Genomic DNA, 18,890 nt, shown 5'->3' with positions numbered 1-18,890 from the left:
ACTCAATACGCCCAATAATCGGCGACGTAACCGCTTACTGCGGCTACGTCGCCGTTTCTGCGCTAGCGGCTCAAAAAAATTCCCCCTATTTGGGCAGCTTTTCTGTCGCCCGGACGGGAACTGGACGATATACTGCCAAAACAGTAGATGTCTGCCCCCTCTGTTTTGCCCCAGAAATCCGATGTTTCGTAAGCATTTCCTGACGCTCTTGCCGCTCCTTTCGCTGATGCTGGTCGCCGGTTTGGCGCTGGCCCAGTTTGGTCCGCAAATGCGCCGGCATATGGCGAACCAGATGCGTCAGTTGCAGTTGGTTCCCGCTACCCAGCAGCCGCCTCAGCAGAGTCGCGTGCAGATCGAATTCGTCGGCAATAGTCGCGTGATTACGGCCAATGGTATGCCGGAGCACAAGGTCGGGCAGTTTCCCAACCGAGGCAATCCGAATCCGATTACCGAGCAGCGCTACGTTTATCGCGTTCCGGCGCAGCCGATGGCCGCCGTTCGCACGACGCCGCTGGGGATGCAAAACTTCGGCATCTGCTTGAACGGCGTCCCCTTTGATCCCGGCGCGGCCGAATGGTATCAGGGCAATCCAAACGGCGGTTGGCAATACGAAGCGCTATCGGGCGCCGTGCCGCTTGGGATCGACGCGAATCATGCCCACGTACAACCGACCGGCGCCTATCACTATCACGGACTGCCAAGCGGTTTCTTAAAGGACCTGAACGTCAATCGCAGCAGCCACTCGCCGATCATCGGCTGGGCGGCTGACGGCTTTCCGATCTACGCATTGTACGGCTACAAAGATCCGAAAGACGCGAGCAGCGAGATCGTCGAGCTTGACTCGAGCTACCAACTCAAAACGGGAACGCGCCCGGGCGGAAGTCGCGGTCCTGGAGGAACGTACGACGGTACGTTCCTCGCCGACTACCAGTTCGTCTCCGACAAGGGAGACCTGGACGAATGCAATGGCCGCTTCTGCGTAACGCCCGATTTCCCTGAGGGAACCTACGCCTATTTTCTCACGCAACATTGGCCGGTCATTCCGCGAGCTTATCGCGGAACGCCCTCCTCCGATTTCGCCCGAGGTCCGGGTCGAAATCAAAATGGTCGCGGTGAGAATGGTCCGCCTGGACGCGGCCCCGGCGGTTTTCCTCCTCCGAGAAGGTAAGCGAACGATGACCAGTCGGTTTGATGAAAACCACGAACTGCCCCAATTACATCAGGCCAGCACTACCGATATGGAACTGACGTTTGCACCGATCAATTCGCTGGAGAGCGCCTTGATCGAAACCGAAAACGGCCGTCTCGACCAGCGAGAGTTCTTCAAGATTTTCGTAGCGTCGGAGGTCTACCAGATCGCCGCTACGCCCCAAGCAAAAGACTCCCCCATCTTTCCGTTGGCGTTTCATGATCCCGAGCACGGCCGAATGATCGCCGTCTTTTCCGCGCTTTGTCGTGCGAATACGTATCGCGATCAGGCTCCCCTCTTGCTGCCGCTCCGAGGGGCGCAGGTCTTCGAACAGATTCCAGCCGGATACGGGGTCGTCCTCAATCCTGGCTCGCCGGTTAGTCTCACAATTCCCGGTTACGGAGTCCTCAACCTCCGCCGCGATTTCGGCATTCGGCGGGTCACGTTGTAGGAAGAGTCGCCAGGTTTTCAGTGACATATTGGCCCAAGGCGCAAGCCGAGGGAATGGAGCAGGAGACCAGAACGCGAACGGACCTGGGTTCTCTGCCCCGAATCCAATGGCGAGTTCCTCCATCAGGCTTCATCCATTCCCTCGGTTTACGCCTTGGGTTGCTATTGCGAACGAGAGAAACGCCGCACGAAACCGATGCCGGCGAAATCAAACGACTAACCCACAGCGCAAGCGAGGGAATGCGGTTGGAAATTCCTTGCGAATGTCGGCATTCGTAAGGCGACGCCTGGGGAGGATCGTCAAGATTAGCTGACCGCATTCCCTCACTTGCGCTGCTGGCTAGTGTTGCAGCTTGCAGAATCGCCAAACGCAACTGGTCCGCAGAGCGGCGCCTACGATTGCGTTGGATCTTTGCGACGCGTCCACAGCGTCAGGAAGCAAGGCATCATGATCGTTCGGACGATGAACGTATCGACCAGGATGCCGACGGTTAGCGAGAATCCGATCTCGACGATCGCCAACAGTTGACCAAAGCACATCGCCACGAAGGTGCCGGCCATGATCACGCCGCAGCTTGAGATGATGCCGCCGGTGTGGCGAATCGCGATCCGCAGCCCGGCGTTGGCGCCATGCTTGCGCTGCTCTTCAAAGACGCGAGTCGCTAGATAAATGTTGTAGTCCTGACCGACGGCGATCAGAATCACGAACAAAAACAACGGCGCCTTCCAGTCGAGCCCCTGATAGGTGTCAGGGAACATCACGGCGAAAAACCATTCGGTCATGCCGAGCGTCGCATAGTAGCTGAGCAGCACCGAAGCGATCATATAGGCGCAAACGACCGGCCGCTGCAAGATCATCAGCAAGACCGCGGCGACCCCGAGCACCACGAGCACTTCAATCCGCTGCGTATCGCTTTTGGTGACGCTCCGCAGATCGCGCACGCCGGCGGTTGTGCCTGATAGAAAAAACTGCAAGTCGGTCCAGTTGCCCGAGGCGTTGTCGCGATATTTGGCCAGCGCCCCTTCAATGTTTTTGAGGGCGTCGATCGCTTCGAGCGAAAATGGGTTCTCGTCGATGACGACCCGAAAGAGGGCCGCTTTCCCCTTCATCTCCGGCGTTTGCGGCAGGAACTGCTCACGCGTGCGGATATGGCTCTTCAAAACTCTTTCGGAAAATGTGATCCGACCGGGACGATGACCGAGCGGATTTTCGCTGCTGTAGACCTGGGCGACGCGCGGATCGGCCTCGAACAGCGTCTTCATCAGCTGCTCGATCGTGGCGCTCCCTTCTTTCGACTCAAAGTCGCCTGAGTCGGTCTTCGCCATGACCATCACCGGGTTGGCCTGACCCAACGGGAAAAAGCGGGCCAGCTGATTAGCGCCTCGTTTGGCGGGTCGATCGGCCGGCAAGTCGTTCAGCAGATCGTACGAAACTTCCACCGCGTGACCGGTCGTCACACGAAGCCAAATCGGACGCCAGGCCGGAATCAACAAGATCGATACGGTGATCGCTAACAACAGCGCCGGCCGCTGACTGACGGCGGCGGCGATCAATTCCCAGAAGTTGACGCGGCTGTCGCTAGAACGATCTTGCAGCGAATCGACCGACATCGGCCAGAACGTTCTCCGTCCCAGCATACGCAATAGCGCCGGCGCGAACGTCAAACAGACGGCCAACGTGACGATCAGGCAGAGCGCGATCGCCGGCCCGCTATTTCGAAACTTGCCGAACTCAGCGAAGAACATCATCCCCAAGCCGACGATCGTCGTCAGCGCGCTGCCGCAGATTGCGTTGGCCGTTCCGCTCAAAGCATGGACGACCGCTTCGCTCGGATCGCCGCATTTGGCCAATTCTTCCTTGTAGCGAGAAATCAGAAACAGGCAAAAGTCGGTACCCGCGCCGAACAGGATCACCACGATAAAAATCTTGGACGTCTTGAAGACCTCAAAGTCCCACCAGCCGAAGCCCGGAATCTGATCGACCAGCGTCAACGCCGCAACCAGCCACGTGGCGACGCAGAACGAAACGGCGATCGACAGCAGCGGCGCCATCGCCAACAACGGCGCTCGATAGACGACCAACAAAATGATGATCACCAGAGCGATGGTGTAAAACTCGGTGCTGGAGATGCTCTCTTTCGCCGCCAACAACATATCGCCGCCGATCGCGGCGCTGCCGGTAATCCCGAGCTCCAGCTCCTCATCGCCGGCGGCGTGAATCGCTTCCCGCTGTTTGTCGACCAGCGCTTCGATCTGGCTGACGATCCGAATGTTGTCGGTCGCCGCCAGCTCGTTGGTCAGATGCAAAACGATCAGCCCGGCTCGCTCCTCCGGATCGACCAGCATATTGCCGACCACATCGGTATGCCGCGTCCAGACGTCGAACAACTTCCAGTCGGGCGAGTCGATCGGCAACGTCGCAGCAGTTTCCTTTTCTAAGTGCGGATCAAGTGCGATCGCCTGAGCACGCAGTTGCTGCACTTCGGCCTCGGTTCCATCCTGCAACTTGGCGAGCGTCGCCAGATTCCAAACCGGCGCGGCGGCGTCGTAGTCGAGCAGTTCCGCTTCCGTCAGCGCCGCTTCGGCACGTTTGAAAAGTGCGGCTCGCTCGTCCCTTTTCGCCGCTTCCCCCTGATGCAGCCATTCGATCCCTTGGGCGTTTTGAAACGGCGACGCGAGCCGATCGATCGTTTTCCACTGGGCTTCGGTCAGCGGCTGTTCATCGCGTCGAGAAGCGATGATCACGATCTGGCTTTTCGCTTTGCGATCGGGAAACGCTGCGGCGTACTCTCGTTCTGCAATCAGCGCCGGAGAATGCGCCGGCAGATAGGCCAAATCGCCGTCGAGCGTCACGTCATCCCAGTGCGGCGGTGCGATCACCGCGCAAACCGCCAGGATGATCCAAATGGCGATTATCGGCACCCAACGACGGGCGATCAGCTGGCCAAGACGCTCGAATGTCAATGCAACGTTGGGGGTAAATAGGAAAACAGTCCGCATCGGGAGAAATGCGGACTGTTTCGCAATTTACTAAGCTGGGTCGACTAACGCCAACCCTATCCCCTCGAATGAGCTATCGCTGGCCGATCGCTCGATTCGAGATCTGGGCCGGTTGCAGTTGAACCAACGCCGCTTGCAGACCAGCGTCGAGAGCCGCATCGGTCTTCGCTTCGAGGATGGCGCCATTTTCCAACGGCTTCGCAACCTGGCGAACGACCACGTCCGGCGTAACGCCGCGATTGCTGATCGCCTGACCGCTGGGGGAATAGAACTTGGCGGTCGTCAGACGCAAACCAGCGTTGGCGACGCCCAACGGGAAGATCCCTTGGACCGAACCTTTGCCGTAGCTGCGTTGACCGACGATCGTGCCGCGGTGATTGTCGTGAATCGCTCCAGCAAAGATCTCGCTGGCGCTGGCCGAGTTTGAGTCGATCAGCACGACCAGCGGCATCCGCCAGGTGCCGGCCTGATGCGCGGTGTAATCGAAGTCTTCCCCGGCGCTGCGACCGCGAGTCGAGACGATGGTGCCGCGATCGAGGAACAGGTCGGCGATTTCCACCGAAGCGGTCAACAAGCCGCCCGGATTGCCGCGGAGGTCGATCACCAACGCCTGCATCCCTTGACGGTGCATGTCCCAGAGAGCGGCGGTCAGATCACGAGTCGTCGTCTTCTGGAAGCTGGCGATTCGCAGATAGGCGACGCCGGAGGTCGGATCGAGCATTTTGACGACGTCGACGCTCGGCACTTCGATCCGATCGCGAGTAACGATAATGTCGCGAGCGTTGTCTTCGCCGTCAGCGATGGTCACGTTGATCGAGCTGCCGATCGGGCCTTTCAGCATGTCGGCCGCCTTTTCGCTTCCCAACTGACGGATCGTACGGCCTTCGAGCGCGATAATCCGTTCGCCATCGCGAATCCCCGCCTTATCGGCCGGGCTCCCCGGAATCGAACGAACGATCAGCAGCGCGTCGTCCTGCGTCTTCAACTCAATGCCGACGCCGACGAAGTTTCCTTCGATCTGCGAATAGACTTCGTTCAGCTGATCGGGCGTCAGAAAGCACGAGTAATTGTCGAGCGAACCAGCGGCGCCGCTGATGAACTCAAGCACAACCGCGGTTTGCGGCATGCCGGAAGCGGCCTGAGAGATCTGCCCGGCTTGCAAAGCGAGAGCGCGAACGTCGTAACGATTTTGAACGCGATCAAACTGAGCCGATTGCCACAGCTGACGACGCAACTCGGCGATTTGCTCTTCGCTCATCCCTTGCATGTTGACCTGACGGAAGGTCCGATCAAACAGCGCGGCGTCCAACTGCAACATTCCGCGATAGGCCAGATCGGCCCAGCGGGGAGAATCGACGTAATTGGTTTGAATCTTGGCAAGCAGATCGTCGTACAGAGCGACCGCTTGTTCGGACGGCAAGTTGCGCATGCCGCCGACGAAGCTGCGATCGGCGTAACGACGCGAAACGTCGTAACGACGACGAACCGTGTCGACCTTCTCTTTCAGCGGAGCGACGTCGGGATAGGCTCGCACGGCGTCTTCGAAGTGCGTTAACGCCTCGGCCCAGCGTCCTTCCTTTTCGAGAAGTTCGCCGTCGGCGAGCAATTGAGCGATTTCGTCCTTGTCGAGGACCGCTTCATCCGGAATTTTGACTTGAGCAAGCGCCAGCTGCGGAGCGGCCAGCGAAGCGAAAATCAGAGCGAACAAGAAGGCGCCGGAAATACGGAGGGCAGTTCTTGGCGTAGTCCATCGCAACATTCGAGAATCCGTCGTTTTTGGGGGGCCTGTCGCCCGGCGAGGCGAACAAGGGAAACAGTCGCACTTGGCGACGTTAACCGACCTAAGAATGTGGGCCCTGAGTCTCGACCCGCGAAAGCTTAGGTCACGATTTAGCCCTGGTCAAAAAAACCGACAAGAAACCGAGCGAGTTTTTTTCGGCATAATCCGCGCCACCTGAACTTCTCGCTCAGATGGTGACGGCTGCCGTCGTTCTCGGCGTTAGTCACGAATGGTCGGTTGCGCGTCCTGGCGCAGCGGTACGTCTTGAACCGATCCTAGAAAGGGCTTGCTCCCAGCTCTCTCATCATACGCGACGAGGGCGGAAATCGTTCAGGTATTACCGAAAAAACGGCCGATAGCGGCGCCAGCGGCAGATTGCCCTCGCAGGGCCGGCGCGCTACTGTTAATAAAAGGAAAGCCAGCCAAGTTCCCCCGCAATCGCACTCCAGCCGCAAATATGGCCTTTCAAGTCCTCTTAATCTTGCTGCTTGGAGCCGCGGCCGGCGCCGCGACGCTCTACCTTCCACGGCTGCGACGGAGCCCCCGGATCTCGCTGCGCACCCTGCTGATCGCCATCGCGGTGCTCGCGCTGCCGCTGGCCTACTGGACCCATTGGCGGTATAGCGACCGAGCCCAGGTCGGCTGGCTCCAGGTCGACTCGCCCCAGGCCAAGCAACTGCTGGGGGAAGTCGAAATCGCCGCCGACGCCGACATGCCGACCGCCGCCTATACCGCCAACTATGTCGACGTCCGTCGGCTCTATCAGCAGGCCGAATCCAGCGTCAGTCCCAACTCCGCCCTGCAGGTCGATTTCGATAACGATCGGGTCGTCGTCCAGTGCGAAGATCCGTTGGAACTGCGGGCCCTCCTTTCGGCCATGCAGCAGGCTGATCGACGGAGCCCTGATCAATTCGTGATCCGAGGAATCGTCATCAATCGAGACGGACTGCCGATCGCCGGCGCGGCGATTGACCTGATCGGGCCGCGGACAATCGAGAATTATTTCCGGACGCGGGCCGACGGCAGTTTTTCGATGCCGGTCAACGCACCCGAAGGTGACGGTTATGCGCTGCAAATTCGCGCAGACCAGAACCACCCGATCCTGACGACCCCATTTTCGCTCGACGAAATGGAGCGTGAGCGGATCGCTCGCGTCCGTCTTCCGCGCTAGAGCCGATTAGCGCTTGCAGGCGACCCCCCAACGGACGAAAATCGACGTATCTGTCCACGTCGATTTACCCTCATCACATCCGACTCCCGCCAAGTTAGAGCCGCCTGTGAGTTTTATTGCCGCTTGCCCGCACTGCCAGGCGAAGTTCACCGCCCAAGATCATCTTGCCGGCAAGAATGTGCGCTGTCCGAAATGTAAAGAGCCTTTCCGCATCGGCGACGTCGTCAGCCAGGCGGAAAAGAAAGCGAAAGCGGCCAAACAGCAGCGACGCGCCAGCGATTCGTCGCAGGAAGACCTGCCGATCGCCAAGCCCGCCAAACCACGCGCCGAAACTCCCGCAAAACCGGCGGAGAAAACTCCCCCGCCGACACCGGCTCCAACGCGCTCGTGGAAAGAAATTGCCGGAGTCACGGAACAAAAGCCGGACGAAACGCCCGTCGAAATACCGGCCGCTGCTCCCGTTCCAACACCGGCTCCACCAACTCCTGCGGCGCCTACCGCTGCTGCGCCGGCCGCCCCCATTTCGACGCCACCTCCGGCGCCGCCGCATGCAACGCCTCCGCCCGATCAACCGATCGTCCTCAACCCGACCATCACCGCGGCTTGGGAAGCGCTGCCGCCGATCATTTTGACGACCGCGCGGCACGAAGCTGTCGAGTTCTCGCCAGTTGCCGTCGCCCCCGCCGCGCTGCCGCAAGTCGAACGCCCAGCGGCGCCCCCCAGTTCGCATGCGATGATGTTCGACGACGACTTGGACGACTCCTGCCTCGACGGCCCGGCCGACTCGGAACCGGCGTTCACGTCGGCCGCCGCTTCGTACTCGCGTCCCGCAGCGCCCGTTCCATCGCCCCCGCCGGCTCCTCCACGTCCCGCGCCGCAGCCCCCTGCACCGCCGAAACCTCCCGAGAAGCCGCCGGAAGACGAAGTGATTGAGCTCGGCTTCGATGATCTGGTGGTTGAGAGGATGGATGACGAGGAAGTGGTCGAGCTAGCCGATGACGACTTCATCGACGAACCGCCCCCCAGCCAATCGAACTCGTCTGTGGAAGTGATCACCGAAGTGGAGGTGATCGAAGAGACGCCGCGCCGCTCTTCCGGATCGCTCAACGCCAATCCCGGCCCCGCGTCGGCGAAACCATCTTCGCTGATGCCGGGTCGCGAGACCGAACCGTTGTCGGCCCAAGACGACAAACGCCAATTGATCAAGCTCGTGCTGATCGGCGGGGGTGGATTAGCAGCGGTCCTGGTCTTGATCGTGCTCATGGTGACGCTGAGCGGCGGATCAAACCGATTTGAACCAAGTGATACGTTCCAGCCGACGACTTCGTCGATCCGCTTTTTTGATCCGAGCGGAAAGATCGGCGTCCAATTCCCTCAATCATTCGCCGAACTGCGGCCGGAGCGGCGCGAAGAGGTGACGGTCCGCGGCGCCAACCTGGTCGGCAAGCAGGAAACGTTCGCGATTTACTACTCGGACGCGATTCCGGTCGCCAGGCCGCCGTCCGGCGCCAAGCCGATTCGCGAACATTGGCTCCCCTTCAACCTCCCAGAATTAGCGGATGAAAGCCCCTACATCACGTCGATTCGCCGTCACATGATTGGGGGCAACTACGCGGTGGAGTATCAGTTGGCGAAAGACATTGTGCGCAATCAGCCGGGCGAAACGCGGGTTCTTTTAATCTTCATACAACAACGGATGTTCGTCGTTCTCTGGGCGGGAGACCATTATCACGACGACGTCGACAACTTTTTCACGTCGTTTACGATCGACGGAGAGAAGTTCGGCGATCAATAACGCCGCGCGAAGAGCCTGTTTCGTATTGCGGTCCGACGAAGTGGGCTTAAGAATATGGGAGTCGCTCCTTTTGGACGTTTTTGACGTCAGACGTCCATAATCCATCTCCTCCCTACTTCCCCGAAAGGATCGCTGCGATGTCGATCGTCGCGACCTGTTCGCATTGCCACGCCACCTTTGAAGCCAACGAGCGGTTGGCCGACAAGAAGGTCCGCTGTCCCAAGTGCGGCGAGGTGACTCGCCTTGTCGCGGGGGCGGCGACTCCAGGTGCGACGACGTTTCGCGGCGCTCCGGCGATGTCGCGTAACTTAATGGACGACGCGGAGATTCCGATCAAAGATCCGCTGGCCGACCGAGCGGCCCATTCGCTGGCGCGCCGTAAGTTCCGTCGGCAGGCGACGCTGTTCGGAGTCTTGCTGATGTTCGTGGTGATGATCGGCGTCGGAATCGCCATCGCGTACGAAAAAGCGCAGACGCTCAAACTGCCGACGACGACCTCGCGAGATGCGCCGCTTCCCCCGCCCCCGCTCACCGAACGTTTGAACTGGAGCAAGTACGAAAATCCGGAAGGATGGTCGATTCAGTTTCCGGATGTGCCGACCGAAAGCTCGAAAGACGACGCTGCGACGGTCTGGCTGCAAGAGGATCCCGAAATGGGACGCTTTCTGGTCGAAGTGCGCAACGAAGCGAACGACGATTGGAACAACCTGACCGGGCAAATCGCCGTCGCCGAAGCGAAACGAAATGTCGAGTCGGCGAATCTCTTCAGCGTGTCGGATCGCAGTTCGCATTTCGCCGGCGGCGCCCAGATCCATCGGATCCGCTTGACCGGCGACGTCCCGATGGAGGGACTGCAAGCGGCGATCGTCTACAAGTTTTCGCTCGACGGCCGCACCTATACGGTGCTCTGGCAAGGGGACGATCCGCTGACCAGTTCCGAAGTGGTCCGCTACTACTTCATCACTTTCCAGAAAAACGGCTCGTCGCTCCTCTCGGGCTAGGCTTTCCCGCTAGCGTCGTCACCGGGTACGATAAAGGCGGATTTCCGTTATTTTTTGCACTTTCGATCGCTAGCGACGTATAAAGAGGAGCGGGACCGAATCGGCCCCTCCCCGTCGACAATTGCCAGGATCGACCCAGCCGTGCACTACTTCGTCTCCGACCTGCATATCTTCTCCGCGCGGTCCAACGCCGCGCAGTACGAAGCCGCTTTCAACGAGCGGGCCTCTACCGGATCGACGTTCGTCCTCGGCGGCGACATCTTCGATTTCGATTGGTCGACCCTTCCTTCGGCCGAAGCGACCGTCGACGCCGCAATCGACTGGCTCCACCGCTTCATTACATCGCATCCCGATTGCCAGTTTCACTACTTGCTCGGCAATCACGATTGTCTGCCGCTGTTTGTCGAGCGGCTCGATGAGCTTTCCAATTCCCTCTCGAACCTGGCGTGGGAACCCTTTTATCTGCGGATCGGCGACATCCTGATGTTGCACGGCGACGTCGCCAATCGTCACATGGACGCCGCCGGCCTGATCGCCGCCCGCGCGATGAAACACGAACCCCGCCGCCGCCCCGCCTACCATCACCAGCTCTACGATCTGGCGGTGAAAGCCCGTCTGCACAAAGCGATCAGCGTCGCGATCAATCCCAAGCGTCTCGTGGCGCGGCGGATTATGTCGTATCTCGAATCGGTAGGGCACGGCGTCGAGACCGGCCTCACCGACGTCTATTTCGGCCATACCCACGTCCCGATGGAGCGATACTGCTATCAAGGGGTCTACTTTCATAATGGGGGCGCCACGATGCCGGGTCTGAAATTCCAAATCCTGGAAGTGAACCTCGGTTAGGCCGCAAGCGGCGGAATTGCTTGAACTTCGCCGCCGCCCCGGTTGTCCTATTTTCGCAGCTCATAACGATTGCAACTCGTTTGTTGGCTGGAAGTTTGGGACGTTCTATAATTTGGGCGTCGGATTCTCGGTAAGCTGAAGAGGTTAGCGACGAATTCCTTTCGGAACTCTCCTTTTCAACTTCTCGGCAACGGTGTGGAGTAAACCCGCTTTGCGAAAACTCGCGCTGCTACAACAAGTCCTGCCAGGATCTCCCCGGCTCTTCTCGATTCTGCTCGCGCTGTTCGGTGCGATCGGTTTCGTTTCGCTGCTGCACGCGCAAGACGACGAGCCGCGGCAAGCGGCCCGCGTGCGGATCTCCTTGCCGATCGCCGGATCGTCGGACGTCGCGATTCAGCAAAGCATCGAGCGAGCCCTGCAAGCGCTCCCGGATGTAGAACCGCGTCCTGTCTTGATCCTTGAACTTCGCCCTGGCCGCGGCGGCTCGGCGGACGATAGTCAGTTTGAACGCTGCCTGGCCTTGGCTCGTTTTCTCACTTCGACCGAAATGAGTCGCGTGCGGACCGTCGCCTACCTCCCTGAATCAGTCACCGGTCATGCCGTGCTGCTGCCGCTCGCCTGTGAGCAGATCATCATGGCGCCTGACGCGCAGCTGGGGGACGCTGGCATCAAAGAGAAGTCGATCTCCGAGACGATGCGCAAAGCGTACGAAGAGATTGCCGGCTTCCGTAACTCGCTGCCGCAAGCGATCGCCGTCGCCATGCTCGATCGCCAAGAACAAGTCTTTCGCGTCAACGACCGCCAGTTCGTCAGCGGCGAGAAATACGAAGAGCTGAAAAAGGCAGGCGAAGTCGGCAAGTCGGAAAAGATCGTCTCGGCCGGCGAGTTGGCGATCTTCACCGGTCGCGATCTCCGGCTGAAGTATCAGCTGATCAGCCATCTCGCCGAGTCGCAACAGCAACTCGCACAGCAACTGGAAGTGCCTGACGTCGATCTGCAACTCGACTACTCGCTCGAACGTGATTGGAAAGCGACGCAGGTCAAACTGAGCGGCGCCATCACGCACAATCACGTGCAACAGCTGATGCGGATGATTCAGAGCGAAGTCGCCCATCAGGCGAATCTCGTCCTGATCGAGATCGACTCTCCCGGCGGCGATCCGGTCGCGGTCGAGTCGCTGATGAACTACCTGATGAAGCAGCCTGACGAAGTCCGCACCGTGGCGCTCGTCAAAGGGAAAGCGGCCAGTAACGCCGCAATCATTCCCTTCGCGTGCGACGAGATCGTCGTCTCGACCGACGCAATCCTCGGCGGCGCCGGCGGCTATCAATACACCGAACAAGGGACTGTCGACGTTCGCAACTTCCTGATTCAAGTCGGCGAGAAAAAGCAGCGGCGCTGGTCCGCATGGGCGGCGATGGTCGATCCGCAACTGGAAGTCGCCAACTATCGCCACAAGCAGTCAGGCCTCACCGCTCTCTTCTGCCAGGAAGAACTGCAGGATCAAATCGCTCCGGAGTTGTGGGAGCAAACCGCCGTCATCACGGTTCCAGGACAACCGCTCGAACTGACCGGCGGCCAGGCGTTCGATCTTCGTCTGGCCGACGCGATCGCCGCCGATGCCACCGACGTTGCGCGACGCTACGGCGTCAGCGGCGAGATTTCGCAGCCGGTGCGGACATGGGCTCATCAATTGATCGACGCCCTGGCCCATCCGGCGCTCGCCTGGTTCTTTTTGTTCATCGGCATCTCGGCCTTGATCATGGAGATGCAGGCGCCCGGCATTGGGATCTTCGGCTTCATGTCGGCGGTCTGTTTCGGCTTTTACTTTTGGAGCCAGTTTCTCAGCGGCACAGCCGGTTGGTTGGAAGTGCTGCTGTTTGTCGGCGGCGTCGGTTGCGTCGCGATTGAGATTTTCGTCTTGCCCGGCTTCGGCATTTTCGGGCTTGGCGGCGGCGCGATGATCTTGGCCTCGGTCGTCTTGGCGAGCCAGACCTTCATCTGGCCGCAGACCGATTATCAAATGGCGCAGGTCCCCTACTCGCTGGCGAACATCTTTATCGTGATGGCGGCGATCGCCGTATCGCTGATGTTCGCGAAACATATAGTGCCGCATGTTCCTTACCTGCGTGATTCGATGCTCCAGCCTCCCGACGAAGAAGCGGCTGAAGAGCAGCATCGTCGCGAGATGATCGTCGACCTGACGCACCTGGTGGGACAAACCGGCATTGCGCAATCGCAACTCGTCCCCGGCGGAAAAGCGAAGTTCGGTCGCGAATTGGTGAATGTGACGTGTGAGACGGGCTTTGCGCCGCGCGGCGCCGAAGTGATCGCCGTAGAGGCTCGAGGCAACTATCTCCTCGTCAAGCCAAAGTAGCGAAGAGCGTTGCGCGCAGATAAATTGCAGGAAAAAAGCATGTCGCCGATTTACTTTGCGCTGATCCTGATGGCGATCGCCGTCGGTCTGATTTTTCTCGAGTTCCTTCTCCCCTCGGCCGGTATTCTCGGAGTCCTGGCGTTCGCCGCGATGATCAGTTCGATCATCTGGGCCTATGTCTACTGCGGACCGGCGGTCGGCACCTTGTTCTTAGGCGCCGCCGTCATCACGATGCCGGTCCTCTTCGCGTTCGCGGTGAGGTTTTGGCCCCATACGCCGATCGGCCGGATGGTGCTGCTGAATACCCCAGCGAAGACGAAGGAAGAGGAGGAAGAGAAAGAGCACCTGGCTCGGCTGGTCGGCAAAGTGGGGGTCGCCAGTTGCCCGCTCCTTCCGGGCGGTTTCGCCGAAATTGAAGGAGAAAGCTGGAACGTAATCAGCGAATCGGGAGCGATCGAAGCGGGCGAAAAAATCGAAGTGGTCGAGGTCGACGGGACGCAAATCGTCGTCGTCCGGGCCGAAGATCAAGCGACCACGCCCCCCGCCGCCGCCAAGAAGGACGGCAGCGACCCCTATTCGCAGTCGCTGGAGTCGCTCGGAATCGATCCGCTCGAGGACCCGTTCGCTTGACTTGGGGTACGAAACCGGTTTAAACATGGGGTCGGAGATTCCTCCCCACATCCCTGAAGTGAGAAGAAAAACGCTATGCTTATCGCCGACTTTCTGGACAACTTCGGTCCCTTCCTCATCTTCGGGATGTTGGTAGCTGCGGTCATCGGCCTGATCTTTTTCGGGATCCTCGCCTTTTACTTCCGACTGTGGATCCAATCGATCTGGACCGGCGCCGGCGTCGGCCTGATGGACCTCATCGGCATGTCATTCCGCAAAGTGAATCCGAAGACGATCGTCCGCAGCAAGATCATGGCGGTCCAAGCCGGCCTCGGCGAAAACACCGGCATCACCAGCAAGTCGCTCGAAGCGCATTACCTGGCCGGCGGTAACGTCCCGCTGGTGATTCGCGCCCTAATCGCCGCTAACAAAGCGAAAACGATTCAACTCACCTTCCGCGAAGCGACCGCGATCGACCTGGCGGGACGCGACGTGCTGGAAGCGGTTCAGACCAGCGTTTATCCGAAGGTGATCGACTGCCCGCCCCGCGGCGCCGCTCGTCCTTCGCTCGACGCGGTCGCCAAAGACGGCATTCAGCTGAAGGTGAAAGCCCGCGTCACGGTCCGTGCGAACCTGCAGAAGCTAATCGGCGGCGCCACCGAAGAAACGATCATCGGCCGCGTCGGCGAAGGTATCGTCAGCGCCATCGGTTCGGCCGAGACCCATTCGATCGTGCTCGAAAACCCCGACATGATCTCGAAGACCGTGCTCGCTCGCCGGCTCGACCATAACACGGCGTTCGAGATCGTCTCGATCGACATCGCCGACATCGACGTCGGCGAAAACATCGGCGCCCGCTTGAGCGCCGACCAGGCCGAAGCCGACACTCGCGTCGCTCGCGCCCGGGCCGAAGGAAAACGAGCCATGGCGGTCGCCGCCGAACGCGAAAACATGGCCGAGATCGAGAACGCCAAAGCGGCGCTGGTCGAAGCGGAAGCGGAAGTGCCGCTGGCGATGGCCGAAGCGTTCCAGTCGGGCCGGCTCGGCATCATGGACTACTACTCGCTTCGCAACGTCCAAGCCGATACCGACATGCGAAAGTCGATCGCGCTCTCCGGTTCCAACCAACCTAAGTAGCGCGCCCAGCGGGAGACGAACATCATGCAACTGCCGATCTTGATTGCCGCGGACATTGACACGATCATTCGGATCGCGATCGTGCTGCTGTTCGTCATCGGCCCGGCGATTCTCAAGTTGTTCGGCGGTAAGACGACGCAAGCGGATCGCACTCCGCCCCCCAACAAGCCGCAGGCTCCGCAGCGACCGCGACCGCAACAAGCCGGCAACGACCTTGAATCGGAAATCGCCCAATTCCTGCAGCAAGCCGGCCGCGGCGACAATCGCAGCCAACCGCCGATCCAAGAGGCGCCCCCCTCCTACGCTTCGGAAGAGGCGATGGTCAGGGCCGAGATGGTCGCTCCCCTCCCGCCGATCACCGCACACGACCAGCTGCCGAGCCAGCACGTCAAGACGGAACAGGAAGAGTTGCCGTCGCATGGCGAACATTACACCGACTCTGTGGAAGCCTATCTGAGAGCTGCGCAAGAAGGTCCGAAAGAACCGGAAGCGTACGACTACGACCTGGGGGGCATGGACGACGAAGGCAACGAGCTAAAAACGACCAGCGCCGCCGCCGAACTCGCCGCCATGTTCCGCAACCCTAGCGACATCCGCAAGGTGATTGTGTTGAACGAGATTATGAACCGTCCGAATCGGTTTTAGGCGCTCTTCGCTCCGGCTTCTCCGCCTCATCCAAGCGAACAATTTCTCCCTCCGCTGTGATTCCCCACGCCGGCCCTCCCTTCTGAGCGATCTGCCGAATCAAGATCGGCGATGATTTGGATTGCGATGCGTCGTACCAGTAATTCATTTCCAGGCTATGAGCCAGCGAAATGAACCCCAGCTCTTCCGCTGCATCTCCCAGGTAGACGACATCTTCCGGCAACTCTCCGCCGCGCGTCCGTTTGTAGTACGTCAGCGTGGCGGCGACCAGCTTGATCTCGTTTTCCCGCTCCTCGGCCAAACTCTCCAGCGACGTTCCCGGCTCGTCATCAATTGCGTAGGTAAGACCGTTCGGCCTCCATGCTTTTGGCGTCATCAACTCGCGAGCGCCGCTGATCATCGTCAGCACGATGACGAACAACATCCCCCACAACACCGTCAGCCCGGCGGCGCCGATAAACGAGAGCTTCGGCAGCGCCGTAAAGTCGCGACGAAGCCAATTCCACGCCCACCAGACGACCAGCGTCGAGACGACGATCCCCATCAGGAAAAATGAGATCCCCTGCATGCGCGTCGAAGTGTCGCTGGTCAGGCGCACCGCCGGCATTCCGCCAAGCAGTAGCCAGTCGACAGGAAGCGAAAGCGGCAGATTGCAAAAGGTCGTCATCGTTCTTATTCCAAAGACGCTTCTTAGCGGGGAAAAAGTTCAAAAGTCAGTTTTCGAGGGAGGCTCGCCGCCATTGGGCGTGCTGAGCGCTCGTAGCACTTCTGGATCGACGTCGTTGGGAATAAACCTCACCGAGCCGTCCCCCATGGTGAAGTAAACGCCGCTTCCCCACGGCGCCCCAAACCCGCCCCGTTGATTTAAGCCGATCGCCGGATCACGCCCATTCCGCGGTCGCGCCCAGGCCGGAAAGTTGTCGTTGATCTCTCCAAGCAGGATCGTATTGCTCGCTCCGTCTTGGACGTCAGCCAGGCTCTTCACCCTGGCCGAATCGATTACATGTTTGTTCGCCGAGTAATGCGTCACCGCAAAGTCGCGGTCGTCTCGCGTGATCAAATCGCCGCGGCGAAGGTATTCTTCCACTTCCGTGTCAAAGGCGAACGATTGATAGTTCATATCCCACGGGGCGAACAAGGTCACGCTTTCATACAGATCCATCCGGCCGATTTGCGGCAAGATCATCGTCATCCAGCCATGCAGCGGACGCCCCTCCGGCGTAAACGTACTGCGCGGCAGCGCGTTCTTCTGCAATTGAAAGTCTTTGATGCTGTTGCCGATCTGCTGCAGGTCCCGGTCTGCGTCATGACGGTCGTAGTAGCGACTCTCTAGTTCTACCCAGCGCGGCGCGTTGGCGATCCAAACCGCTTGATGGCCGACGCCGATCAAACAAATCCCCGCGATGGTCGCCGCGAAGATCAATAGCACGACGGCGATCGTCTTCCGCACTTGCCACTTGACCGCAAAGTATCGTCCTGCGCAATGAAACCCGAACGAAAAAATCGCGACGCTGATAATCCACCCGACAATCGTGATTCGTTCTGGTGAGGTCTGGTGCAGCGTACGCCAACTGTAGGGAACCCATCCGAACAGCAGCGTAAACGGCGTTTCAATCAACCAGGCCAAACCGCCGGCGATCGGCATCAGACAAAAGCCGAGTATCGCCACCACCACCGCCGTGACGATCCACCAGACGTAACGCCGATCTGGTTCGCTCGTCGGCGACTCGTCGCTTGTCGCTCCACCCTGCCCTGTCTCAACGGAACTCATGATTCGCCTCACCTCCGGCCGGCGTACTGAGCGCTTTTAGCACTTCCGGGTCGATATCATCGCGAAGAAAATGGACCGAACCGTCGACGAACAGAAACTGCGCTCCCCCTACCGAAGGCGAACCAAAACCATTCGTCCACTTATTGACCCCCAGCGCCGGATCGCGCCAATTGATTGGATCCCCCCAGGCCGGGACTTCGTCCATCACCTCACCCATCAAGATCGTATTGCTCGTTCCATCGGTCACATTGCGAAACTCCATTTTCAACCTCGGACCAAGCATCCGGACGTTGCTTGCAAAGTGAGATGGCGCCAATTCTCCTGGCGCCGGCGCCTCGAGAATGCCGGGATTTTCAAAGCCTTTCACGCGAGTTTCGTACGCGGCGCGTTGCGACGGATCGTCCCATGACTTGTCGAGCTCGATCGATTCGTACAGCTGTCGCTCTTCCAGAAAAGGCAAGAGTTTGACCATCCAGCTATGACGCGGCTCCCCCTCCTTGGAAAAATCGCTTTGCGGGAATCGTCCCCAATCGTCGTGATAGTTGTGGGCGGCCAAGCCAAGCCGCTTCAAGCGGTTCGCGGACTCCATCCGACGCTCTGTGATCGCGTGCCCATCCATCATCGATGGAAACGGCCCTTGCATCATCCAATAGGTCTGATCAATCGCTCCCACGGTCGCCAGCCCGCCGACGAATAGTGCGTGGAAGAGAATCACGCCCGCCGCCGTCCAACGAAATCGCCAGACGGGCTCCGTTTGCTCGGCAGACGTTCCCAGTTTTCGCCACAGCGGAGTCATGACCAGCTGCACGACTCCGATCGCCAACAAGACGCAAGCGATCCAAATCAAAAACGTCTCGCCGCTCGGCTCCATCTGCGTGACGTTGCGTACCAGAAACGGAATCCAACCAAGCAGCAGGATCAAGGGGACCGTCACAATCCATGGGGTTCCATGCGTCGACGGCATCAGCATGATGAAATAGAGAATGGCGATAATTACCAAGCATCCGCGCAGCACCCCGATCGACTTCGCCGCCGGCGTCTCTTTCGTCTCGTCGCTCGTCATGTTCGCCGCCCTACGTTCCGATCGACCGCCTCCATCGTGGTAGGCGATCCCCCTGC

The 18,890-nt window shown here is 59.6% G+C and carries 15 protein-coding genes; 10 read left to right on the top strand and 5 right to left on the bottom strand.

The window, feature by feature from the left end; all coding sequences use genetic code 11:
• Positions 1 to 181 precede the first annotated feature (181 nt).
• Positions 182 to 1,168, top strand: a complete 987-nt coding sequence (locus LOC68_RS17615) for a YHYH protein (RefSeq protein ID WP_230221157.1) — start codon at positions 182 to 184, stop codon at positions 1,166 to 1,168.
• Between the two features lie 7 nt (positions 1,169 to 1,175).
• Positions 1,176 to 1,640, top strand: coding sequence for an SseB family protein (locus tag LOC68_RS17610; RefSeq protein ID WP_230221155.1), 465 nt, complete (start codon positions 1,176 to 1,178; stop codon positions 1,638 to 1,640).
• 392 nt (positions 1,641 to 2,032) lie between these two features.
• Here the strand turns inward: LOC68_RS17610 and LOC68_RS17605 are convergent, their stop codons facing one another.
• Together LOC68_RS17605 and LOC68_RS17600 are read right to left on the bottom strand one after the other, a co-directional pair.
• Positions 2,033 to 4,639, bottom strand: a complete 2,607-nt coding sequence (locus tag LOC68_RS17605) for an MMPL family transporter (RefSeq protein ID WP_230221153.1) — start codon at positions 4,637 to 4,639, stop codon at positions 2,033 to 2,035.
• Positions 4,640 to 4,712: 73 nt separating this feature from the next.
• Entirely contained in the window at positions 4,713 to 6,398 is a 1,686-nt protein-coding gene (locus tag LOC68_RS17600) for a S41 family peptidase (RefSeq protein WP_230221151.1), read from the bottom strand.
• 478 nt (positions 6,399 to 6,876) lie between these two features.
• Here LOC68_RS17600 and LOC68_RS17595 point away from each other — a divergent pair, with 478 nt between their 5' ends.
• The 8 genes from LOC68_RS17595 (at position 6,877) to LOC68_RS17560 (ending at position 16,000) form a co-directional block, all read left to right on the top strand.
• Positions 6,877 to 7,590 (top strand): carboxypeptidase-like regulatory domain-containing protein, encoded by a 714-nt coding sequence (locus LOC68_RS17595; protein ID WP_230221149.1) that lies wholly within the window; start codon positions 6,877 to 6,879, stop codon positions 7,588 to 7,590.
• Between the two features lie 106 nt (positions 7,591 to 7,696).
• Positions 7,697 to 9,385, top strand: a complete 1,689-nt coding sequence (locus LOC68_RS17590; RefSeq protein WP_230221147.1) for a zinc-ribbon domain-containing protein — start codon at positions 7,697 to 7,699, stop codon at positions 9,383 to 9,385.
• 137 nt (positions 9,386 to 9,522) lie between these two features.
• A complete protein-coding gene (locus tag LOC68_RS17585) occupies positions 9,523 to 10,386 on the top strand; it encodes a zinc-ribbon domain-containing protein (RefSeq protein WP_230221145.1) in 864 nt (287 codons plus the stop codon).
• 141 nt (positions 10,387 to 10,527) lie between these two features.
• Positions 10,528 to 11,232 (top strand): metallophosphoesterase, encoded by a 705-nt coding sequence (locus tag LOC68_RS17580; protein ID WP_230221143.1) that lies wholly within the window; start codon positions 10,528 to 10,530, stop codon positions 11,230 to 11,232.
• Between the two features lie 211 nt (positions 11,233 to 11,443).
• Positions 11,444 to 13,609 carry an NfeD family protein gene (locus LOC68_RS17575; RefSeq protein ID WP_230221141.1) on the top strand — a complete coding sequence of 722 codons (2,166 nt, stop codon included), beginning with the start codon at positions 11,444 to 11,446 and terminating at the stop codon, positions 13,607 to 13,609.
• 39 nt (positions 13,610 to 13,648) lie between these two features.
• Entirely contained in the window at positions 13,649 to 14,239 is a 591-nt protein-coding gene (locus LOC68_RS17570) for an NfeD family protein (protein ID WP_230221140.1), read from the top strand.
• 126 nt (positions 14,240 to 14,365) lie between these two features.
• A complete protein-coding gene (floA, locus tag LOC68_RS17565; protein ID WP_230225162.1) occupies positions 14,366 to 15,355 on the top strand; it encodes a flotillin-like protein FloA in 990 nt (329 codons plus the stop codon).
• Between the two features lie 24 nt (positions 15,356 to 15,379).
• Entirely contained in the window at positions 15,380 to 16,000 is a 621-nt protein-coding gene (locus tag LOC68_RS17560; protein WP_230221138.1) for a hypothetical protein, read from the top strand.
• On the opposite strand, the gene LOC68_RS17555 is transcribed toward LOC68_RS17560, so the two are convergent.
• The 3 genes from LOC68_RS17555 to LOC68_RS17545 are packed head-to-tail and all read right to left on the bottom strand — an operon-like array spanning position 15,975 to position 18,834.
• Complete coding sequence (locus tag LOC68_RS17555) at positions 15,975 to 16,667, bottom strand: hypothetical protein (RefSeq protein WP_230221136.1); 693 nt, start codon at positions 16,665 to 16,667, stop codon at positions 15,975 to 15,977. The genes LOC68_RS17560 and LOC68_RS17555 overlap by 26 nt on opposite strands.
• 39 nt (positions 16,668 to 16,706) lie before the next feature.
• Positions 16,707 to 17,771 carry a DUF1559 domain-containing protein gene (locus LOC68_RS17550; protein ID WP_230221135.1) on the bottom strand — a complete coding sequence of 355 codons (1,065 nt, stop codon included), beginning with the start codon at positions 17,769 to 17,771 and terminating at the stop codon, positions 16,707 to 16,709.
• Positions 17,758 to 18,834 carry a DUF1559 domain-containing protein gene (locus LOC68_RS17545; RefSeq protein WP_230221133.1) on the bottom strand — a complete coding sequence of 359 codons (1,077 nt, stop codon included), beginning with the start codon at positions 18,832 to 18,834 and terminating at the stop codon, positions 17,758 to 17,760. Before LOC68_RS17545 ends, LOC68_RS17550 begins: the two co-directional genes overlap by 14 nt.
• Positions 18,835 to 18,890 lie beyond the last annotated feature (56 nt).

Source organism: Blastopirellula sediminis (assembly GCF_020966755.1).
Classification (GTDB): domain Bacteria; phylum Planctomycetota; class Planctomycetia; order Pirellulales; family Pirellulaceae; genus Blastopirellula; species Blastopirellula sediminis.
The sequence above is the reverse complement of the archived record's forward strand: the minus strand, read 5'-3'. Positions and strand labels throughout refer to the sequence as shown.

Excerpts from the sequence above, each read along its gene's own strand:
- LOC68_RS17615 (WP_230221157.1), top strand. The coding sequence starts at position 182 with ATGTTTCGTAAGCATTTCCTGACGCTCTTGCCGCTCCTTTCGCTGATG.
- LOC68_RS17610 (WP_230221155.1), top strand. The coding sequence starts at position 1,176 with ATGACCAGTCGGTTTGATGAAAACCACGAACTGCCCCAATTACATCAG.
- LOC68_RS17605 (WP_230221153.1), bottom strand. The coding sequence starts at position 4,639 with ATGCGGACTGTTTTCCTATTTACCCCCAACGTTGCATTGACATTCGAG.
- LOC68_RS17600 (WP_230221151.1), bottom strand. The coding sequence starts at position 6,398 with ATGTTGCGATGGACTACGCCAAGAACTGCCCTCCGTATTTCCGGCGCC.
- LOC68_RS17595 (WP_230221149.1), top strand. The coding sequence starts at position 6,877 with ATGGCCTTTCAAGTCCTCTTAATCTTGCTGCTTGGAGCCGCGGCCGGC.
- LOC68_RS17585 (WP_230221145.1), top strand. The coding sequence starts at position 9,523 with ATGTCGATCGTCGCGACCTGTTCGCATTGCCACGCCACCTTTGAAGCC.
- LOC68_RS17570 (WP_230221140.1), top strand. The coding sequence starts at position 13,649 with ATGTCGCCGATTTACTTTGCGCTGATCCTGATGGCGATCGCCGTCGGT.
- floA (WP_230225162.1), top strand. The coding sequence starts at position 14,366 with ATGTTGGTAGCTGCGGTCATCGGCCTGATCTTTTTCGGGATCCTCGCC.
- LOC68_RS17560 (WP_230221138.1), top strand. The coding sequence starts at position 15,380 with ATGCAACTGCCGATCTTGATTGCCGCGGACATTGACACGATCATTCGG.
- LOC68_RS17555 (WP_230221136.1), bottom strand. The coding sequence starts at position 16,667 with ATGACGACCTTTTGCAATCTGCCGCTTTCGCTTCCTGTCGACTGGCTA.
- LOC68_RS17550 (WP_230221135.1), bottom strand. The coding sequence starts at position 17,771 with ATGAGTTCCGTTGAGACAGGGCAGGGTGGAGCGACAAGCGACGAGTCG.
- LOC68_RS17545 (WP_230221133.1), bottom strand. The coding sequence starts at position 18,834 with ATGACGAGCGACGAGACGAAAGAGACGCCGGCGGCGAAGTCGATCGGG.